The organism is Bacillota bacterium, assembly GCA_040755295.1.
Classification (GTDB): domain Bacteria; phylum Bacillota; class Desulfotomaculia; order Desulfotomaculales; family Ammonificaceae; genus SURF-55.
The window spans coordinates 1-18733 of record JBFMBK010000001.1; the positions used below are offsets into that span (position 1 = coordinate 1).

An 18733-nucleotide genomic window follows, 5' to 3' on the forward strand; every position below is an offset into this window, starting at 1 on the left:
TTTCTTCTCTCCCATGACTAAGCTCATGAGAAAGAGGTTCAGGTTGACCCAATTCGTTTCCCTCCTTTTTTTGGAGGGGGTCAATTTTCAACCGCCGTATGGGGTCAGTTTATCACCGCCGATGACATAGCCATCAAGGGCGAACAGCACCACTGCCGTATGTTCAAGGACTGGTGGTGCGTCGCCGGCCCCATCAACGACCCATCAGGCGATATTATAGGTTACCTGGACATTTCGATGTACGCCGAAAAAGAACTCGGCCCTGCCGTGGCGCTTTTGAAAACGCTGATCGCTTTGATTGAAAAGGAATTCTTGCTTTTGGAGCTTCAGCAAAAACTTAAGCAAATGGACGTAAAAATAACACCTAGTCCTGCCCTACCCTCGGAAATAGAACGGGAGCTTACATTGCGCGAACGTGAAGTCGCGGAGCTTTTACTTTCCCGGCTAACCAATGAGGAAATAGCGCAAAGACTTCAGATAACCGCGGGCACTTTGAAAACCCATCGTAAGAACATTTTTTACAAATTGGGAGTGCATAACTTGAACGAGTTGCTATCCAGGTATTGCCGTAAATAAAACCGCCCGCAAAACGTTGAGAATTACCCCGAAATGGGGTAGAAAGATACCCCGTTTTGGGGGAGGACAAATATGCCGCGTCAGGTTAAGATTAGTTAGGCTCTTAGAGATGGTGCACTTCATTAAGGGGAGGTGGAAACGGCAAAAACAAGTTCTTAAAATTGTGCCTCTGTTCCAAAGGAGGCAGGAAGCGTCTGCTCGTGAAAAAGAAAGGGCAAGGTAGCATTCCTCCGGTCAAACGTTTCGCAAATGGCATAGGGAAAACCCGAAGGTACCCTTGTTGTTATAAAACTGAGAATGGTAATTCTCAAGTGATGCCGCCTTCTCTCTTAAGTTATTGAAAGGAATGGTTTTTAAAGTTAGATATGTGGATTTAAAATAACTTAATAAAATCTGGAGGGTAAACTAATGTTAAGATTAAAGGGGTTGTTATCGGTTTTAATGGTATTGGCATTATTGTTTGTGATGCCCACCGCTTTTGCTGCTCCAGCAACAACTGTAACCACCTTGACTTACGAAGACAAGGCTGATGTGACCACCGTAACTAACGAAGATAAGGCCGACAATAACCTGGAAGGAGAATTGTGTACTGGATGTAACACGAACCCTTTGAAAGAAGATACTAAAATAAATACACAAAAATTGGAAGTAATTCCTGACGAGAGTGACCAAATAACAGCAGCACTCACTATCTATACTTGCTGGGTGAAGGCCGCTTGTGATGATGAGTGGCGAGCATTTTATGGAACTAGCTGGCTAACTGCAGCTAACAACGCAGTTGAAATTGCTGACGACAACCTATATACACAATTCGGTATTAACCTTTATGTATGGACATATTATGCTTGGGATACTTACGATGGCTCAACAGACCTCTTATCTCTTTACAATGAGCTAAAAAGGGAAGTGTTGCCTGCTGATGGTGATACTGTGTATGGGTATACCAAGCAGAAAGTCAACGGTACCGTTTTTGGCTTATCTCAAACTTACGGGAAATATGTTATCGTAAGGAGAGACCAGGGCAATGATACCATGAATTGGCAGATAACCCGCCATGAAACTGGGCATATCTACGGATGCTCTGATTGTTCGTCAACATGTATTATGAAATCTCCATTCGCCTATCCAGAAACTTGGTGTAGCAATCATTGGAATACAATGTGGAATAACAGGACTATGTATTAGACTAGCTAGCCACTAATTGGAGGCCGGTAATGATGCCAAGGAAAGGGATTATTTTTACAGCGTGCATACTTGGTCTGGGTTTAGTTGTAGCATTCCTAAATTTTAATGTTTCTCGAAAAAAGCAAGATGCTACAATCAGTGCTAGCCCGGGGCCGTATGTCCAATTTAAAGGGCTTTGCTATGGCGGATGGGAACTGCCTGCCTCCATAGAGGAAAAAATGAAAAAATTTGTGGTTAAAGATTTAGAAAATACCATACCAGATTTCCCCGAAGCATACGGCTTGAGCTTGGCCGACCTTGATTATACCGGTAAGGTTCTTCAAATTCGTAAAGATGCAAGTTGCCCTGACTACGCTGGTGCTCAGGTTTACTTACCCAAGAACGGCAATGGTGAGTTTATTATGCTTGAGTTATCAAGCCGTCTTAAAGACAGCGGATGGGTTCCCCTCGGAATAGCGAAAATGAACTACAAGGGAAAAACCTATGCCTTAACCGTTGAATCCGCTGACGGCCCTTGGCCCGGAACAGACAACATCACCTTGGCCGATTTAGAACCCATCGGCGACCGAATCTATAACGGAGAAAGTCATGACATCTACAATGAGGTTTATCGCAGTAAAGACCCGACGGATAAAAGCATTTACCTTGGTCCGGTAAAAGGTGCTGAGGAATTTGGCGGCGATAATCCTTTCATTGAGAAGTGGATAACCCTTGAGAAGGCGCTTAAAAGATTTAGTGATTCCACAAATGCCAATAAGGAAGCAAATGGTATTGTTGCATGGGTAAACGGAGAGGCCGTCTATAAGGAGGAACTGAATGAGCAAGAGGCGGAGGTTAAAAGACAAACCCATGGAAAGCCTTTGGGTGAAGAAGCACTGTTTAATAAAGCTCTCGGTCAATTAATAGTAAGAAAAGTTCTTCTTCAGGAGGCCGGAAGGAGAAAGATATCCGTAAGCCCGCAGGAGGTTTCTCAGGGAATAGGAACAATGAACAAGGCTTATCCTGGGATAGAAGATAAGATTGATCTCGATTCAAAAACACTTATAAAAAGGACTGGCGAATGGATGATCTTTCAGAAACTTAAAGCAGACGTTATTGCAGAAATGGATGGAGAGCTGATAAGTAAGCGCGTTCACGGAGAAGAATCCATCGAGCAGATTGAAGACCGTGCGTTTCAAGCTTGGATAGAAGGGATGAGGCAGAAAGCTATCGTTAGAAAGAACGCTGATTTTATTCCATAAATAAATAGCCGTATCCGATTATGAGTAACAAACATTTCCCCACAAATTAATTATGCATAAAGACACGGAGCTGTCCCCTGTTACACCGGTGGACGAAAACATTTGTAAAAAATCCAATTGAAACACGGCTGTCGTGGGTGATCCCGTTTACCAAAGAAGAGGGAAAAGGAGAGATCTGGATAGACAGTCAGGAGGGTATTGTTCTTGGCGGTGATGAAACTCTGTAAATTCTTTTATCTAACAATCCTTGTTTTTACAATACCAGGATGTTTTTCTTTTGGGTTCCAATCCGGAATTTCAAGAGCAGAAAGAATATCGGCGGAAGAAGCAAGAAAAGTCTTTCAAAGACAACTTAAAACGGCGGTTTCAAAAGCCGATGAAATAAGAATATTTAGCATAAACCCGAGTCCAAAAGAAACGGTTCTTTCTTTGAAAAGAGATTATAAAAGAGGGGAACCATCATTTGATATCCTTACGGGAGTTTTTGCGGAAGCCGGAAAGGAAGGAGTGGTTGTGATGTCACCTTCCGACAGAATAATTGTCCTCCTTTCTGAAGATAGAGAAATATACCGGTTCGAATATTGCAACATAGACGGGAGAATTACCAGCAAAAATACCGTAAAGGGAAAAGCAGGGATCCTATTTATCCCGGAAAACTTAATCAGCTATATTATGTAACTGCTCTGGCAGCTAACTTTCATAGGAGAACTACCGGGCGTTTCCCGAATCAAGTTTGGGTGAGACGCCCGGCAGCGTTTTTAGCAGTATCCGGTATCATATATGCATTGACATGCAGATCACTCTTTCGGGTCGACGACGGAGCCCATGAAGAGAATAGTTCCGGTCTGATTATCCCGGATCGCGAAGAAGAACGGACGGTCGACGACCATGTTGAATTCGTCCCGCATGCAAGTCACACCGAATCTCACGGAAGTCGCCGCGGCGGCTTCGCTGCCCTCCTCGTCGACCCGGACAAAGCTCTTATGCCGCACGCTGCTGATGAAGACGTTATCGCCGACGTTTATCATCCCGCGAAAGTCGGCCCGCTTCCGGTCAAAAGCTGTCCCCATGCCCAGATCTATCAGGATGTCATTGAGGCACAGTTCGTACTCGGATTTAAAACGCGGCAGGACAAGGCTGCCGTCGGTTTCGCTGAACCGCGGCATCCACTCCCGCCATTGTTTAGCGTTTAACGACTTCTGAAATTCCGACAGGCCTGACTTTTCATCCGGCAGGAAGACATACATGCTCACCTTCCCGCTGCCGTATGGGAGGCTTACCGCCTGAAAGCCGGGTTCCCGGAGGTAACCGAACCTGCCCGAGCGGGACATCATCGGGTGCTTCTTCCGCCCGCCCCCGGGCAGGTTAAAGATGCCTTCCGCCGTTTTCACCGGGTTAAACCCCTTGCTCCATAATCCTTTAAAATAGATCGCGTTTATCAGGAACAGTACGGTATCGGGATTTATCTTATCGATTATTCTTTCGATTTTACCTTCCGTCTTGTTGTTTACCCATGCGTTGATGCGCTGTGCTGCGGAAGGGTCATTGAAGTCAAGGTTTTCAGTCGCCGCGCCGTAGAATTTTAAGCTGTTCTCGACAAAATCCCGCTCGAAGTTCAGACCTTTTCGCGCCCACAAGGAGTTGGCGGTATTTAAACGGACCTTCGGGTCAAGGCATTCCAGCGCTGTCTCCAGCACCAGGTTTCCCCGGTTGATTTCCTCCGGGCTCATTCCCTGCATTTCCAGCGTCCCCGCCATCTGCTCCCGGGTTTCGCCGCGCGCGCCGTTGCAGGCCATAGCCAGGGCGAAGGTCACGCTTTGCGGCGAGATAAAGACGTTCCGTCCGGCGTCCTGCTCTGCGATCCTTGAGAACAGCTTAAAGCCGAACCTTGTGTTTGCGGCGACGATTCCCCTATCAGGGGCGGTTTCCGCCCGCCCGGACGAACCGGGGGCCGGTTTCCGTATGCGCAGGGCCGGTTTCCTGATTTTCATCACTTTGCCTTCGCTCCCCGCTGTGCGCGCTGATAAATCGGTGTTTCTAGTATACATATTTATTTGGAATATGTGAATCGGACAGTCCATGGAAGCGGCAAACAGTATCGCCGACGCGTCGGCGACGCTGACGCAGACAGCGGAGGCATTAACGGACGTCGTCGCACAAATACAGGCCAACATCGGGGTGACAAACCAGGTCATTCAAATGGTGCAGGGGGTGGCCACCCAGACGCGCCTTCTCGGGCTTAACGCGGCCATCGAAGCGGCCCGGGTCGGCGCGCACGGCAAGGGGTTTGCGGTGGTGGCTTCGGAGATAAGAAAGCTGGCGGATACCGCCAACAACAACATGGCCGAAATAGAGGACGCATCAGCCTCTCGATCGCCGATTTTGCTCCAAAGGCCGCGGGGCTGAATGACCTTGCGCACGGGCAGACCGCGTCGACTCGGGAAATTAACGCGATTATGGAGCAAATAGACGGGTATTCCCGGCGTATGAACGACCTAGTGAAAGAGATATGGTTTTAGGATACCGGCTTTATTCCCTGTTGAGGAAACGGTAAAGGGTAGCTCTTCCCACACCCAGAATTTTAGCCGCCTTTACTTTGTTGCCGCCGGTTGCCCGGAGCGCCCTTTCCACGTCCTGCGCCCGGAGCTTGGGCCCGGGGGTTCGAGCGTCTTCGGAAGCTCCCTCCCTATGAACGGCAGCCGCAAACGAATACCCGTACTTTTCCGTTAGGTCGGGCGGCAGGTGTTCCGGACCGATGACATCGCCCCGGCATTTTACGAGCGCGAATTGGACGGCGTTTTGGAACTGGCGGATGTTGCCGGGCCAATCATAATCCATCATGGCGGAAAGCGCCCGTTCGGAGAGGACCGTCCGGCGCCCGGTCAGGGCCGCGTTCCGGTCCAGGAAGTGCCGGGCCAGCAGGGGAATGTCGTTTCGCCTCTCCCGTAGCGGGGGGAGTGTCATCGGCACCACGCAAAGACGATAGTAGAGGTCTTCCCTGAACTCCCCCTGAGCAACCATCTCCTTAAGGTTGCGGTTTGTGGCGCTGATAACGCGCAGATCAACCCTGACCGTCTTTTCGCCCCCGACACGTTCGAAAGACCCTTCCTGCAAAACGCGCAAGAGCTTGACCTGGGTGGCGGGCGAAAGCTCTCCCACCTCGTCTAAGAAAATCGTTCCGCCGGCGGCAAGTTCGAAGCGGCCCTTCTTGTCCCGGATCGCTCCGGTAAACGCGCCTTTTACGTGGCCGAAGAGTTCGCTTTCCATCGTTCCCTCGGGAAGGGCGCCGCAGTTTACCGCCACGAAAGGTCCGGCGGCCCGCGGGCTTTCAGCGTGAATCGCAGACGCCACCAGCTCTTTTCCCGTGCCTGTTTCGCCCTGGATTAACACGGGTACGCCGGTGCCGGCAACGTCGCGGATCGTTTCGAAAACCTCCAGCATTTTGTGGTCCCGGCCGATAATGCCGGAGAACTGCTGTATCTCGCCCAGCCTGTGCTCAAGTTCCAGAACCCGTGTCTGGTCGCGGTAAGAAGCCAGTATGCCTATGGAACGGCCGGCGCTGTCCTTCATGGGCACCACGGACATCTCAAGGTGTTTTTGTTCACCGTCCCTGGTCGTTATACCAAGCGGATAAAAAACCGGGCTGTCGACGACGCATACACCTTTCTCCCGGAAGCTGCACTTTCCCCCGCAAAAACCGTAAGGGAACACCCGGTGGCAGTCCCGGCCCAGAACCTCCCCCCGGCGGTAGCCGGTGATTTCTTCGGCCGCGCGGTTGAAATAAAATATCCGGCGGTAGACGTCGTGGGCCACGATACCCTCCTTGAGGTTGTCAAGGATGCGCTCGGCGTTATCCTTTAGGGTAACAAGCGACAGGAAGTAGCCGTTTTGAAAAAACTCCGTGACCCGGCGCTTTATTTCATCGCGAAGCGAGCGGTAAAAGCGCTCGGCGCTGCCGTTTTCCCTTCCATCCGGGGCGGGAAGGTTCCAGTAAACCACTCCGTGAATGCCTTGGAGGACCGGGTATTTCTCCTTCACCCCAGGGCTCAAAACGATCACCACGTCAAAGAGCTGTACGCCGAGGTCCTCGATTCGCTTCGGTTGCTGTCCGGTCAAATCGACGCCCGATTCGGCCATGACTTTTACCGCAAAAGGGTCGATTCCCCCCGCGGTCAGGCCCGCGCTCAGCACGTGCACCCCGGGCGGGGCAAGAAGCCTGGCGAAACCCTCAGCCATCTGACTGCGGCAGGAGTTGCGTTCTCCGACAAATAAGAGTTTTTTCTCCATCCGAACCGCCTTCCTAAGTAATAGTTCAACGTTCAACGTTTGAGGTTCAAAGTTCAAGGTTCAAGGTTCAAGGTTTGAGAAAACAAATATCGGTGTTCGATGTTGGAACAAGGAGTGGGTCAGTAAGGCAACATGTTCGAAGCCCCAAGTATGTCTCGATGTCTCAAAATGTATCAATGTCTCACGTAATATTGTATCACATTGGGCCTCGTGAGACAATGTCCGTCACTGCGGGTAAAAGACGGGGGGGCCGCTGCCGCAACGCTTTGACGGACTTCCGGAAGGCTGTTAGCCTGTTGGCACGGATTTTGCACTTTAATAATATTAGAACCTTGAATTTGTGACTTAAGACGATTTTCAGAGGAGTTTGCCATGCGGCCTGGGGCCGCTCCATCTGAAGAAAGAAAATGGGGAGACCCGTAAGTGTGTTGCTTAGAAGCGGTAATGTAACAAGGCCGGAACGCGGCGAGAAGTAATGCAGTGCAAGGAAGACCGGTTGAGACGAACCGGAGTGTACATAGAAGTACATGAGGATTCGGCTCTGCCGGGCTGACGCGGTAATGCGTTGCTTATCGACGCGCCTTTCGAAAGAAGTACTATCTATTATCGAGGGAGGTTACAGCGATGTTTTGTTACCAGTGTTCACAGACTCCCGAAACGGGATGCACGAAGGTCGGCGTCTGCGGTAAGAACGAGGACCTTGCCGGTCTGCAGGATATTTTGGTTTTTGGGCTGAAGGGAATAGCGGCTTACGCTTACCACTCCCGGGAACTGGGGTACATCGATCCTGAGGTGGACGGATTTATGCACGAGGCGCTGTTTTCCACACTGACCAACGTGGACTTCGACCTGCAGCGGATGGTCGGGATGGCGCTCAGGTGCGGCGGGATGAACCTCAAAGCCCTGGCCATGCTGAATAAGGCGAATACGGAAAGGTTCGGGGATCCACAGCCGACCGCGGTTTCCACGGGCACCAGGAAAGGGCGCGGCATCCTGGTTACCGGCCACGATCTGCTCGACCTTTACGAGCTGCTCAGGCAGACCGAGGGTAAGGGGATCAACGTCTATACCCACGGGGAGATGCTTCCCGCGCATGCGTACCCTTTGTTGAAGAAATTCGGTCACCTGGCGGGGAACCGGGGCGGCTCGTGGCGCAAACAAAAGGAGGAGTTTGCCGCTTTCCCAGGCGCCGTTCTTGCAACCACCAACTGCGTGCTGATGCCGAAGGAATCTTACAGGGACCGTCTGTTCACCTGCGGCATCGCCGGCGTAGAAGGGGTTACCCATATCGAGAAACGCGACTTCACTCCGGTAATCGAGAGGTCACTGTCCACCTCGGAGCTGCCCGATGAAGAGGGGGGTGCCGTCACCACCGGGTTCCATTACAAGGCGGTGCTCGGGCTTGCGGATAAAGTCGTCGGGGCGGTTAAGGCGGGTAAGATACGGCGGTTCTTCCTGGTCGGCGGGTGCGACGGTCCTTACAGGACCATGCCGTATTACCGCGAATTCGTGCGGATGGCGCCCGAAGACTGTGTTATACTGACCTTGGGCTGCGGCAAGTATCGTTTCAACGACCTGGACCTCGGCTCGATCGAAGGTATCCCGCGCCTGCTCGATATCGGTCAGTGCAACGATTCCTACTCCGCGATCCGGATTGCGGCGGCGCTGGCCGGTGCTTTTGAGACTTCCGTCAACGGACTCCCGCTTTCCGTAGTGCTGAGCTGGTTCGAGCAAAAGGCGGTGGCGATCCTGCTGACTCTGCTGCATCTGGACATAAAAAATATCTACGTGGGCCCGCGCCCGCCGGCATTCGTTACGCCGGGCGTGCTGAAGGTGCTTCGGGATAACTTCGGGCTGAAGTTGATCGGTGATCCGGCGGAGGATCTCGCGGCGATGCTCGGGTAGAGAAACAGGATACGCGTCAAAAGGATTGTACCACAGGGGCACAGAGGTCACGGACGGGAACTGATATAAAGTCGCGGTCAAAGTCCTCAGTCGAAAGTCCTCAGTCCTCAGGTCGGTAACGGGAGGAAACGAAGTCGAAAGTTGCCAGTCTCTGTTTCAGGTTAGGACGCAGGACCCTGGACTTGGGACTTGATGATCTGTCTCTGTGGTTAATATTTGTTCCGGCTTGTCCGGGTCGGGGGGATTAAAATGCTTGATCATTGCCCGGGCGGAGGCGCCATCCGCACGCCCACTCTGGAAATCAAGAAGTGCCCGCGGTGCGGTTCGGAGGTGGAATTGTTCTCCAACGACGCCGGAGTCAAGTGCGACGGGTGCGGCCTTGCCATATACAACAACCTTCAGTCCTGCATCCAGTGGTGCAAGTACGCCAGACTGTGTTTCGGCGACGAAGAATATGAAAAAATAAAACAAGTTCTGCGGTTGGACGATTAGCACAAATATGCCTAAGACGCCTGGATCCCGGTCAAGATGGCGTTGAGTGCTGGGTGGTTACGGATTACTGGTCTAAGTAAAGGGGGTCGCGATAAATGGCAAAAATAAGACGAAGTTTAATCAGCATCGATGAGGATAAATGCGACGGCTGCGGGCTCTGCCTGCCCGGTTGTCCGGAAGGGGCGCTCCGAATAATCGGCGGGAAGGCAAGGCTCGTCAAGGAGAGCTTTTGCGACGGACTGGGGGCGTGTCTGGGGGAGTGTCCCCGGGGCGCGCTGAGCATTATGGAAAAAGAGGCGGAAGGGTACGATCTCAGCGGGGTTGCCAGGCATCTTCAAGAAAAGTCTCCGGAGCTATTGGAAAGGCACCTGCGGCACATGAAAGAGCACGGTATCGAACCGGACCGGATGCTCCCGGGTAGCGGGGCGGTACCCTGCAGTTCGGTCCGGGTATTGTCCGGGGACAAGGGGCGGCTGCGCCAGTGGCCGGTAAAGCTGCAACTGGTCCCGCCCGACGCTCCGTTTTTCCAAAACGCGGACTTGGCGCTGGTGGCCGACTGTGTTCCTTTTGCGTATACCGGCCTGCGCAATTATACGGAAGGAAAGGCTATTGCCACAGGCTGCCCGAAATTCGACGACGTTGCCGCACACGAGAATAAACTGGCGCAGATAATAAAACAGTCTGATATCAAAAGCCTGAAGGTGCTGCACATGGAGGTCCCCTGCTGCTCCGGCCTGGTGCGCATGGCCCGGGAAGCGCTCGCCGGAACCGGAAAAACGCTTCCCCTCGAATCGGTGATGATAGGTATTAACGGGGAGATTAAGTGATATAAGGTGAGGGTATAATAAACCTGCTATTCCAACGACGCCGGGAGGTCAGCTTGAGATGTCCAACGTAATGCGGTGTATGTGCGAAGAGTGTCACTACAACAAGAATCACGAATGCCATGCCGACGGCATCGAGGTCCGTTCCAGCGGCGATACCAGGGTAGAATCGTCGGCGGGCACATGCTGCCACACCTTTATACCCAGGAAGCGAATGGGGTAGTAATCCTCCTAAGGTGAGAATAGTCGTTCTTCATAAACGGTCGGTTGGACCGCCCGGCGATATACCCGGGTTACCCGCCGGCTGTTTTTCATTTTATTTTCGGCGCTTTGAGTCTGAAAAACAGGGAAGAATAATTAAGGAGGTGGGGCTGTGCCGGATGCCGAAAGCAAGGGTAGCAGGAGAAGGTCGGCGATCGAATACCTTGAGCAGGCAGTGAACAGGATAGGAAACGCATTTCGTAATAACCGGCGGATTCAGGAGCTGTATAACCGGGTTCTTGCCGCGGCGACAGACAACCTTCGGTCCTTCAGGCGCGGTGCGGCAGAACTCAGGCGCAAACTCCCGGTGCTTGTATTCTTCCTTCGGTCTCTCCTGCTCGGGATTAACCGGCGGGACGCGGCGTTTGCTTTAAGAAACCTTACGATTCCGCGCCGGTATTTATTGGTTGCCGGATTGATACCCGCCTGGCTTTTTGCCGGATTGTTGTACGAACGCTTTCATCCGGAAGCGGTGATCGTGAGAAAAGCCCTCGCGGCGGTGGAACAGCCGGGAAAGATGACGTACTACAGGGTTTCCGGACGTCTGGGTGGTGACGTTCCCGAATTAGGGGATTTCGGATGGGAGGCGCGATATTGGTTCGATTATCGTCGGGGGGTTGTTAGATCGATCAGGGGTTCGACCCGGGAAAGAACGACTCTGACCGCAATCACGCACCTGAAGCCCGGTTCAATCGGCAACGCCGGCGGAGCAGGACGCACCTATCAAAGCGCTTTCGTGGGTGACGCGCCGCTCCCGGCGGATAACCGCGTCAGGGACGGCGTTACACAGTACCGGGAGTTGCTCGGCAAGGGGCGGACACGGCTTCTGAGCGGGGGAAAGGTCGGGGGCGTTGATACCTACAAGTTGAAAGCGGTTATCGAACGACCGGGTGCCGGCCGCGGTTCGGAGGTCGAGGTGGTTAACATAAGAAAGGACAACTACCGGCCTTTAAGGGTTGTGTATGAGGTGTGGGAAGGTAAGGAACAGAAGAGCGCAAAGCTCAAATCGGAGGTAACGGCGTTCAGCGACGTCCAACTGGTGGACCGGAAGGTGTTCGATGATAGCCTTTTTGCCCTCGAGGTTCCGGCGGGCGATGAGGAAAACATAACCCGTACCCTGACCTATGACGAAGTAAGAAGTTTTAATGATTTTGACCTTTACTATTTAGGGCTTTCGTTTAATGAATTGAAACCGGGTTCTTTCGTTTACGCAAAACAGGGGCGGCGGCACAGGCTTGAAGGCGTGCCTGACAGCCGGGTGATGATCGATTATATGGGTTCGGACGGCTCAAACGACCTTCGGCTTACAATCCGTCCGGCGCTGAAGGAGGCCGTGATCTCATCGGTTCTGTCCCCTTCCGGCAGGGTGACACGGACAAAGGTCGGCGGTAAAACAGCCCTGCTTAATGAAATAAAATACGATCACGCCGCCTTCTACCGCGTCTTTATCAGTGCCGGCGATTCGACCGTGGAAATCAATGGTATCAGTAAAAGTGCGGTCCTTAAAGCAGGCGGCAGCCTGGAGAAGCTGAACCGAAAACGGGGGGGAAGCACGGTAAGCGTTTCCCGGCTGTAAAGTTTCCAACGTTTTCGCAGCCTTTTCCCTACCGGCTTCTGGGTGCGGGGGTTCCCCCAAGCCCATTTTTTTTTCGTGTTCCGCAATTTCTATAGCTACTCCCCAAGGTTTAAAAGAATTCAAGTGGTCCTATGAGAATAGGGTAAAGGACCTATATGAAAAATACCAAAATACGCCTGTACACCGGTATAAACATATGGAAGGGGTACCTTCGAATATCGCGGGATGGCATCAACGTGGAAGGGAGGGAAAGGTCTTGCGAAAGAGTCTGATTATCCTCATCATAACGGGTTTGGTCCTGGGATTTACAAGCGTGGGAACAGTCCTGGCGGCTACGCCGATAACGCTCGGCGACGTCGGGTGGAGCCAACCCGTCGGGACATGGGACCAGGCAACCAGGACGGCTTCGTTAATGAAGGACTTGAACGCGCAGATTCAGATTAAGAGCGACGGAATCACCCTCGAAGGCAACGGGCACGTCATCACGGGTAACGGGACCGGCGACGGTATTTACTTATTGATGAGAAACGGCGTTACCATCAAGAACCTCAAGATTAAGAAGTTCACAAACGGTATTCAGATGCGTCTCTCAAACGGAAACACCGTTACGGGCGTCACCGCCTTAAAGAACACCCGCGGCATCTGGGTCATTAACTCCAGGAACAACGATATCGAGAATAATGTTTTGGACGGCAACAACTACCAGGGTCTGCTCATTCAGGCCGGAATCGGCAACAAGGTCGCCGGCAACAGCGCCTGCGGCAATATCTTCGGGCTTTACCTCATGGGGTCTTCCGGCAATACAGTCACCGGCAATACCGCTTCGAATGAAGGATGCGGGATCTGGTTGATGGGCTGCGGTTATAACACCGTCGCCGATAACACAGCAAATAACAACAGCGTGTTTGGGATTCACATGCAGGGCTCCACAGACAATATCGTGGAGCGGAACACGGTTTCGGACAACGTCGGCGGGGTCCGCCTTATGGGCTGCCAAAAAAACACCATCGCAAACAACACCGCGGTTAACAGCGGTACCGGGATTAACCTGCAGGGCAGCCCCAACAACATCATCTCCGGGAACGTATTGGAAAAGAACAAGTATTATGGGGTTTACTTCATTAATGCCGGCGGCAACACCGTCAACGAAAACACCATAACGGAAAACGGCTGCGGCATCCACATCTGGAACTCATATAACAACAAAGTATACAACAACAATTTCATCAACAACACGACCCAGGCAACGGCGGGGATCGGCAGCGGCAACGTCTTCAACCTTGAAAAGCCGGTGGGCGGCAACTACTGGAGCAACTGGACAAGCCCCGATGCCGACGGCGACGGCTTTGTCGACAACCCGTACGTCTTTGTGCGGCCGAACCGCATGTGTTACGGTCAGGACAATCTCCCCTGGACAAGGCGGGACGGCTGGCAGCTCGACGGTATTCAGCCGTCCACCACGGTCCTCCTGTCCGGGATCCCAGGCCAGAACGGCTGGTTTATCTCCGACGTTGAGGTAACCCTGACGGCGGCCGACGGCGAAGGCGGTTCCGGCGTGGCAAGGACCGAATACAGTTTCAACGGTACGGATTGGGTTGTTTACTCCGGCCCGTTCACGATAACCGACGAAGGAACCACAACCTTCCGCTACCGCTCCGTGGACAACAGCGGGAATGTTGAAGAGGTTCGTGAGCAGGCGGCGAAAATCGATAAGACGCCGCCGCAGATAACGATTAATACTCCTTTGGACGGGAGCGAATTGCTCCTGAATCAAAATGTACCGGCGGATTGGTCGGCGACCGATGAGATTTCGGGTGTTGCTTCGGCTGCGGGAACCGTACCCAGCGGGGTGGCCGTCGACACCGCAATCACGAGTGCGAAGGAGTTCACCGTAACCGCGGTGGACAACGCCGGGAACCAGGCCGCTAAGACGGTAAACTACTACGTCCGCTACGCCTACAGCGGTGTTCTGCCCCCGATCGATAACGACGGCGGCAGCACCTTCAAACTGGGGCGCTGCATACCGGTCAAGTTCCGGTTGCAGGATGCGGATGGTAATTATGCAACCAAAGCGACCGTAAGGCTGTACCTGGCGAAGGTGGTCGAAGGGGTTCCCGGCGATGAAATTGAAGCGGTGTCGAACAGCCAAGCGGTCGATGACAATTCGTTCAGGTACAGTACCGACGAAAACCAGTACCTCTTTAATCTTGAAACCAAGGACCTTTCCGTTGGGACCTGGCAGCTCAGAATCGCGCTGGATGACGGGAGTTCGAAGTACGTAACGATTTCGCTTTGGGATAAATAAAGCGTACATTCAGCGAAGTGTTGCACTGACGGAACGTGGCGGGAAGCAAGCAGAGCGCGAAGGACGACGACGGACGGAGCGGAGCGTACTGAATTCAGATGTCGGAAGCCGGAAATCAGAAGTCTGAAGAAAAAAGGAATTCGCGTAGCGAATTTTTCGAAGTTCTGACCTCTGACATCCTGCATCTGACTTCCGACATGCGTAGCTTATCGCCGCGCCCTACGGGGTGCCTGAATAGTTACAATGAAGCGAAGTGTTGGCTCAAGCCCGCGGCTCTCAAGGGTCGCGGGCTTTCTATATTGTTAACCGCATAGCCAGTCATTGAGTACTTCCATTGTTTCAATCTCATCCCGCCGGTCCGAATTGAAGACGGTTTTACAAAGGCATCCTGCCGTTAAGACTAACCCGGTTTACGTATTAGTACCCGCCGGGCGTTATGTCTCATAGATAAAAAAACACTAATGTAAACACCATGCAATTAAACCATAGGACATTCACCCCTAGCACATTATGGTCATAGACTACGGTAAATCGAAATCGGAGTCCGTTTTACCAATAAATTCCCACTTAGCGCGAGGAGGAATATTTATGTTGCCGTCAGTGACATTCGGGTCGGTTCGAAGGGCTAAACTGAGGCAAGAAGGAATCAAGGAAGGTGATGGAAACCAAAAGGTTCTTTCCACGGAAGTCGCGGCAGAAACAGAAGAATATCCCGAAGCAAGGGAACAAGTAAAACCGACGGCCGGTTTTGAAGAGGAAAAACCGGTCGATAAGGAAGCAGGCGCTGCACTAAAACCGGAGGTTAAAGGCGCTGAGGACCCAGATCCGGCAGTTCAATCAAAAGCGAAGACCCAGCCTGAAGCAGATACCAAAGTAAAGGTAAAAGCCGAAGCAGAACCCGAGATGAAAGCGGGGAAATATCCTGCGCCGGGGGATGATGCCGGTGAGACAGCCGGCGAAACCAAGAAAGCTCAAGTGAGGATCCGAGGCCGTAGAGGAATGCTTTTGACAGAGGCCTTTCACGAAGCGGTAAGCTTGCACGAGCGCGGGGTTACGGGTGATAAAGAAGCGGTCAAAAATGCCTATGACCTGCTGAAGAAAATACTGAAGGCGGCTCCGCGAAACAGTGTTGTAGAGGCTTACTTCGGCAGCGCAACCGCGCTTCTTGGCCGTGACGCCCTGGATCCCAACGAAAGATTCAAAAAGGCCGTCAAGGGTCTAAGAATCCTGGATGGAGCCGTGTCGAACGCTCCCGATAACACGGAAGTCCGCACCTTAAGGGCTTACGTCTGCTACCGGCTGCCGGAGAATTATTTCCACCGCACCGCTACCGCCGTAGAAGACTTCGGTTACCTCGCCGCACGTTATGAAAAAGACCCGAGTGTGTTTTCAGGAAATTTTTACTGCCAGGTCCTTTACGACTTGGGGGCTTCATACAAGCGTCTGGGGCGAAAAGAGGAGGCGGAGTCAACCTGGCAAAAACTCTTATCCCGGACAAAGGACGCAAAGTACAGACAGCTTCTAAAACAGGAGGGAATAAAAGTGCCGGAACTGACCGAAGAAGAAAACATCTCTCAGAATGTGCCCGTTACGGAGGTCGACCTGCAAACAAATAAAAAAAAAGATGAATTGTTCGGAAAAGGGCTGAAGTTGCGCAGTGTCGCACTGTCTGGCGACAAGGAAGCGGTACGTGGAGCGCTCGATCATTTCACGAAAGCCCTGGACTTGGAGCCGGATAACCCGCTGATCAAGGCTTATCACGCCGATTGCACTTCCCTCGAGGCGCGCCATGCGGGGGACCCCGGGAAAATGTTCGCCGGAGCCATCAAAGCAATGAAGACCCTGGACGCTGTTGTGAACAGCAACCCGGATGATGTAGAGGTGCGTTTTATAAGAGCCTACCATGGTTTCCGCCTGCCCGAGGCCTTCTTCCACCGTACCGCTGCAGCGATAGCGGACTTCGAGTACCTGATCCGGCACTGGGAGAAAGACCATTCTGTCTTTTCAAAGGAGTCCTACCAGCGGCTCCTTTTTGATCTCGGTGTGGCGCACAGGCGTTTGGGCATGGAAGAAGAAGCCGCAGCTGATTGGAAAAAGCTATTGTCCCTTCGTCCCGCCCCGAAATATAAAGCCATGATCGAGGAGCATCGCGGTTTCAACCTTGTCAGGAACAGTATGAAGAAACTGTCCCTTGAGGGTGACAAAGAGGCTTATTACAAAGAGGGCATACGCCTGCACGACCTAGGCGTTGCGGGTAACAGGGAAGCGGCTAAGCTGGCCCTCGACATGTGGGAAAAGGCTTACGAAAAAAACCAGGGAGACACCCTTGCCCGGGCTTATTACGGCAGCAGCATGGCGCTGGTGGCGCGGGACGGGACGGATCCCAACACCTTGTTCGGAAGCGCCATAAAGGGAATGGTGCACGTGAACCGCGCTTTGAGCAGAGACAGGGATAATCCCGCAATCCGCCTTCTCCGGGCGTATCTTACCAACTCGCTGCCCGAAGCGTTCTTCCACCAGACCCACAAGGCCATAAAAGATTTCCGCTACCTGGCGATGGCCTATCAAAAGGATAACACCATCTTTTCAAAAGAGCAGTATCATAAGATCCTTTACGATCTGGGGTCGGCTTACGAGCGGGTTGAAGACAGGGAAAAAGCCAAGAAAGTCTGGGCAAACCTGCTGGCCGATGATCCTGACCCCAAATATGCCGTGGCGTTGCGTGGAAAGGTGGAAGCAAAGGATGATGAATCTTAAACAGATATTCAAACAGATCGGTAGACCGGGAGTGACAGCCCGGTACTTTACCGATGTCTTCGCTGACGATATGCCGTTAGAAACGCTGGCCGAGTATCAAAAAGAGTCGATAAGGGCTATTGTAAGCCGCGCCTACGAGCGCTCACCCTTTTACGGTGAAAAAATGGACCTGGCCGGGGTTGCCCCGGAGGATATCGTGGAACTCGCTGACCTTGCCCGGCTGCCTTTCATCACTAAAGACGAACTGCGGGGAAAACCCTGGATCCTCCTGGCATGCGACAAGAAGGAAGTATCTTTGATTCAGGTTTCAACGGGCACCACCGGCGGGGAAGAGATATACATCATGAATACGTGGGAGGATTATTATCGCTATGAACTGGCCACGGGGTACCCGACGCTGGTGCCGATAGTACCCGGCGACATCTGTCTCAACGCGCTGCCGTACGAAATGAGTTCGGCGGGTCTGGCTTTCCACAAGACCTTTATGGAGGGTTGTCAGGCCACCGTGGTCCCCGCAGGAAAAGGCGGCGCCTACTCCACTCCGGCCAAGACGGTGAAGCTGATGCGCAACCTGCAGCCGACGGTGGTCATCACCACCCCCTCCTGGGCGGTCACTCTTTCGGAGGCGGCGGCTGAAGAATCGCTCGATCTCAGCAGCCTGCCGCTCAAAAAAATGTGGCTGACCGGCGAAGGCTGCTCACCGTCTTTCCGGGAACGGGTGGAAAATATTTGGGGCACTAAAGCCAACTTCTATTACGGTTCCCTTGAGTGCGGCGGGGTCGGCATCGAGTGCGATTCGCATAACGGCTACCATATCATAATGGGCCACGTCATCGTCGAAATCGTCGATCCAAAAACCGGAGCGGTTCTCGAACCCGGTGAAATAGGGGAAATCGTGGTAACATGCCTGCTTCGTTACGATACACCGATTCTGCGCTATCGCACACAGGATTTAGGCTACATCGAAATGGACCCCTGTCCCTGCGGCGTCGCACTACCGCGGCTCTTCCTAAGAGGTCGGCTGGTTGAGCAGGTTACGATCTGCGGTATACCCTTCTCTCCGTTTTACCTTGAAGAATTCCTCATGCGGCTGCCGGAGGTAGGAAACTGGTTCCAATTCGTGGTACCGCCCGGGGGGGCCGATCGCCTGAAGATTCGTGCCGAACCGGCTCCGGGAGTATCTCCATCCCCAGAACTTGTGGAATCGCTGGCCGGCAAAATGGAGTTCGGCACCGGGCTGCCCTGCGAGTTTGAGATTGTGGACAGAATTCCCCGCCCGCGTGGGAAGACAATCCGGGTAGTTGAGAAGTGATTAGGAGGGTTT

General features: G+C 52.8%; 15 protein-coding genes. 13 read left to right on the top strand and 2 right to left on the bottom strand.

All coding sequences use genetic code 11. The annotated features are described in order from the left end of the window. Positions 1-159: 159 nt before the first annotated feature. The 4 genes from AB1500_00005 (at position 160) to AB1500_00020 (ending at position 3680) form a co-directional block, all read left to right on the top strand. A complete protein-coding gene (locus tag AB1500_00005; protein MEW6181549.1) occupies positions 160-576 on the top strand; it encodes a helix-turn-helix transcriptional regulator in 417 nt (138 codons plus the stop codon). A gap of 408 nt (positions 577-984) precedes the next feature. Next, complete coding sequence (locus AB1500_00010) at positions 985-1761, top strand: M12 family metallo-peptidase (protein MEW6181550.1); 777 nt, start codon at positions 985-987, stop codon at positions 1759-1761. Between the two features lie 29 nt (positions 1762-1790). Continuing rightward, on the top strand, positions 1791-3002 hold the full coding sequence (locus AB1500_00015; GenBank protein MEW6181551.1) for a SurA N-terminal domain-containing protein: 1212 nt from the start codon (positions 1791-1793) through the stop codon (positions 3000-3002). Positions 3003-3206: 204 nt separating this feature from the next. Next, positions 3207-3680 (top strand): hypothetical protein, encoded by a 474-nt coding sequence (locus tag AB1500_00020; protein MEW6181552.1) that lies wholly within the window; start codon positions 3207-3209, stop codon positions 3678-3680. A 119-nt stretch (positions 3681-3799) separates the two neighbouring features. Here AB1500_00020 and AB1500_00025 read toward each other — a convergent pair whose 3' ends face one another. Next, positions 3800-4993 (bottom strand): serpin family protein, encoded by a 1194-nt coding sequence (locus AB1500_00025; protein ID MEW6181553.1) that lies wholly within the window; start codon positions 4991-4993, stop codon positions 3800-3802. Positions 4994-5081: 88 nt separating this feature from the next. On the opposite strand from AB1500_00025, the gene AB1500_00030 reads away from it, so the two are divergent. Next, positions 5082-5408: a methyl-accepting chemotaxis protein gene (locus AB1500_00030; protein ID MEW6181554.1), complete on the top strand. Its 327-nt coding sequence runs from the start codon at positions 5082-5084 to the stop codon at positions 5406-5408. A 123-nt stretch (positions 5409-5531) separates the two neighbouring features. Here AB1500_00030 and AB1500_00035 read toward each other — a convergent pair whose 3' ends face one another. Continuing rightward, on the bottom strand, positions 5532-7289 hold the full coding sequence (locus AB1500_00035; protein MEW6181555.1) for a sigma 54-interacting transcriptional regulator: 1758 nt from the start codon (positions 7287-7289) through the stop codon (positions 5532-5534). Positions 7290-7913: 624 nt separating this feature from the next. Here AB1500_00035 and hcp point away from each other — a divergent pair. The 8 genes from hcp (at position 7914) to AB1500_00075 (ending at position 18721) form a co-directional block, all read left to right on the top strand. After that, the gene (gene hcp / locus AB1500_00040) at positions 7914-9194 is read left to right on the top strand and encodes a hydroxylamine reductase (GenBank protein MEW6181556.1); all 1281 of its coding nucleotides are present in this window, start codon (positions 7914-7916) and stop codon (positions 9192-9194) included. A 249-nt stretch (positions 9195-9443) separates the two neighbouring features. Further along, on the top strand, positions 9444-9686 hold the full coding sequence (locus AB1500_00045; protein ID MEW6181557.1) for a hypothetical protein: 243 nt from the start codon (positions 9444-9446) through the stop codon (positions 9684-9686). Positions 9687-9781: 95 nt separating this feature from the next. Beyond that, entirely contained in the window at positions 9782-10513 is a 732-nt protein-coding gene (locus tag AB1500_00050; GenBank protein ID MEW6181558.1) for a 4Fe-4S binding protein, read from the top strand. 58 nt (positions 10514-10571) lie between these two features. Then, entirely contained in the window at positions 10572-10733 is a 162-nt protein-coding gene (locus AB1500_00055) for a DUF1540 domain-containing protein (protein MEW6181559.1), read from the top strand. 150 nt (positions 10734-10883) lie between these two features. Beyond that, positions 10884-12347, top strand: coding sequence for a hypothetical protein (locus tag AB1500_00060; protein MEW6181560.1), 1464 nt, complete (start codon positions 10884-10886; stop codon positions 12345-12347). Between the two features lie 256 nt (positions 12348-12603). After that, a complete protein-coding gene (locus AB1500_00065) occupies positions 12604-14652 on the top strand; it encodes a NosD domain-containing protein (GenBank protein MEW6181561.1) in 2049 nt (682 codons plus the stop codon). A 588-nt stretch (positions 14653-15240) separates the two neighbouring features. Continuing rightward, positions 15241-17409 carry a tetratricopeptide repeat protein gene (locus AB1500_00070; protein ID MEW6181562.1) on the top strand — a complete coding sequence of 723 codons (2169 nt, stop codon included), beginning with the start codon at positions 15241-15243 and terminating at the stop codon, positions 17407-17409. Further along, positions 17396-18721, top strand: coding sequence for an AMP-binding protein (locus AB1500_00075; protein MEW6181563.1), 1326 nt, complete (start codon positions 17396-17398; stop codon positions 18719-18721). The genes AB1500_00070 and AB1500_00075 overlap by 14 nt, the downstream gene beginning before the upstream one ends. The last annotated feature ends 12 nt before the right edge of the window (positions 18722-18733 follow it).

Coding starts and splice junctions, on each gene's coding strand:
- AB1500_00055 (MEW6181559.1), top strand. CDS start 10,572: ATGTCCAACGTAATGCGGTGTATGTGCGAAGAGTGTCACTACAACAAG.
- AB1500_00010 (MEW6181550.1), top strand. CDS start 985: ATGTTAAGATTAAAGGGGTTGTTATCGGTTTTAATGGTATTGGCATTA.
- hcp (MEW6181556.1), top strand. CDS start 7,914: ATGTTTTGTTACCAGTGTTCACAGACTCCCGAAACGGGATGCACGAAG.
- AB1500_00005 (MEW6181549.1), top strand. CDS start 160: ATGTTCAAGGACTGGTGGTGCGTCGCCGGCCCCATCAACGACCCATCA.
- AB1500_00030 (MEW6181554.1), top strand. CDS start 5,082: ATGGAAGCGGCAAACAGTATCGCCGACGCGTCGGCGACGCTGACGCAG.
- AB1500_00050 (MEW6181558.1), top strand. CDS start 9,782: ATGGCAAAAATAAGACGAAGTTTAATCAGCATCGATGAGGATAAATGC.
- AB1500_00035 (MEW6181555.1), bottom strand. CDS start 7,289: ATGGAGAAAAAACTCTTATTTGTCGGAGAACGCAACTCCTGCCGCAGT.
- AB1500_00015 (MEW6181551.1), top strand. CDS start 1,791: ATGATGCCAAGGAAAGGGATTATTTTTACAGCGTGCATACTTGGTCTG.
- AB1500_00025 (MEW6181553.1), bottom strand. CDS start 4,993: ATGAAAATCAGGAAACCGGCCCTGCGCATACGGAAACCGGCCCCCGGT.
- AB1500_00075 (MEW6181563.1), top strand. CDS start 17,396: ATGATGAATCTTAAACAGATATTCAAACAGATCGGTAGACCGGGAGTG.
- AB1500_00070 (MEW6181562.1), top strand. CDS start 15,241: ATGTTGCCGTCAGTGACATTCGGGTCGGTTCGAAGGGCTAAACTGAGG.
- AB1500_00045 (MEW6181557.1), top strand. CDS start 9,444: ATGCTTGATCATTGCCCGGGCGGAGGCGCCATCCGCACGCCCACTCTG.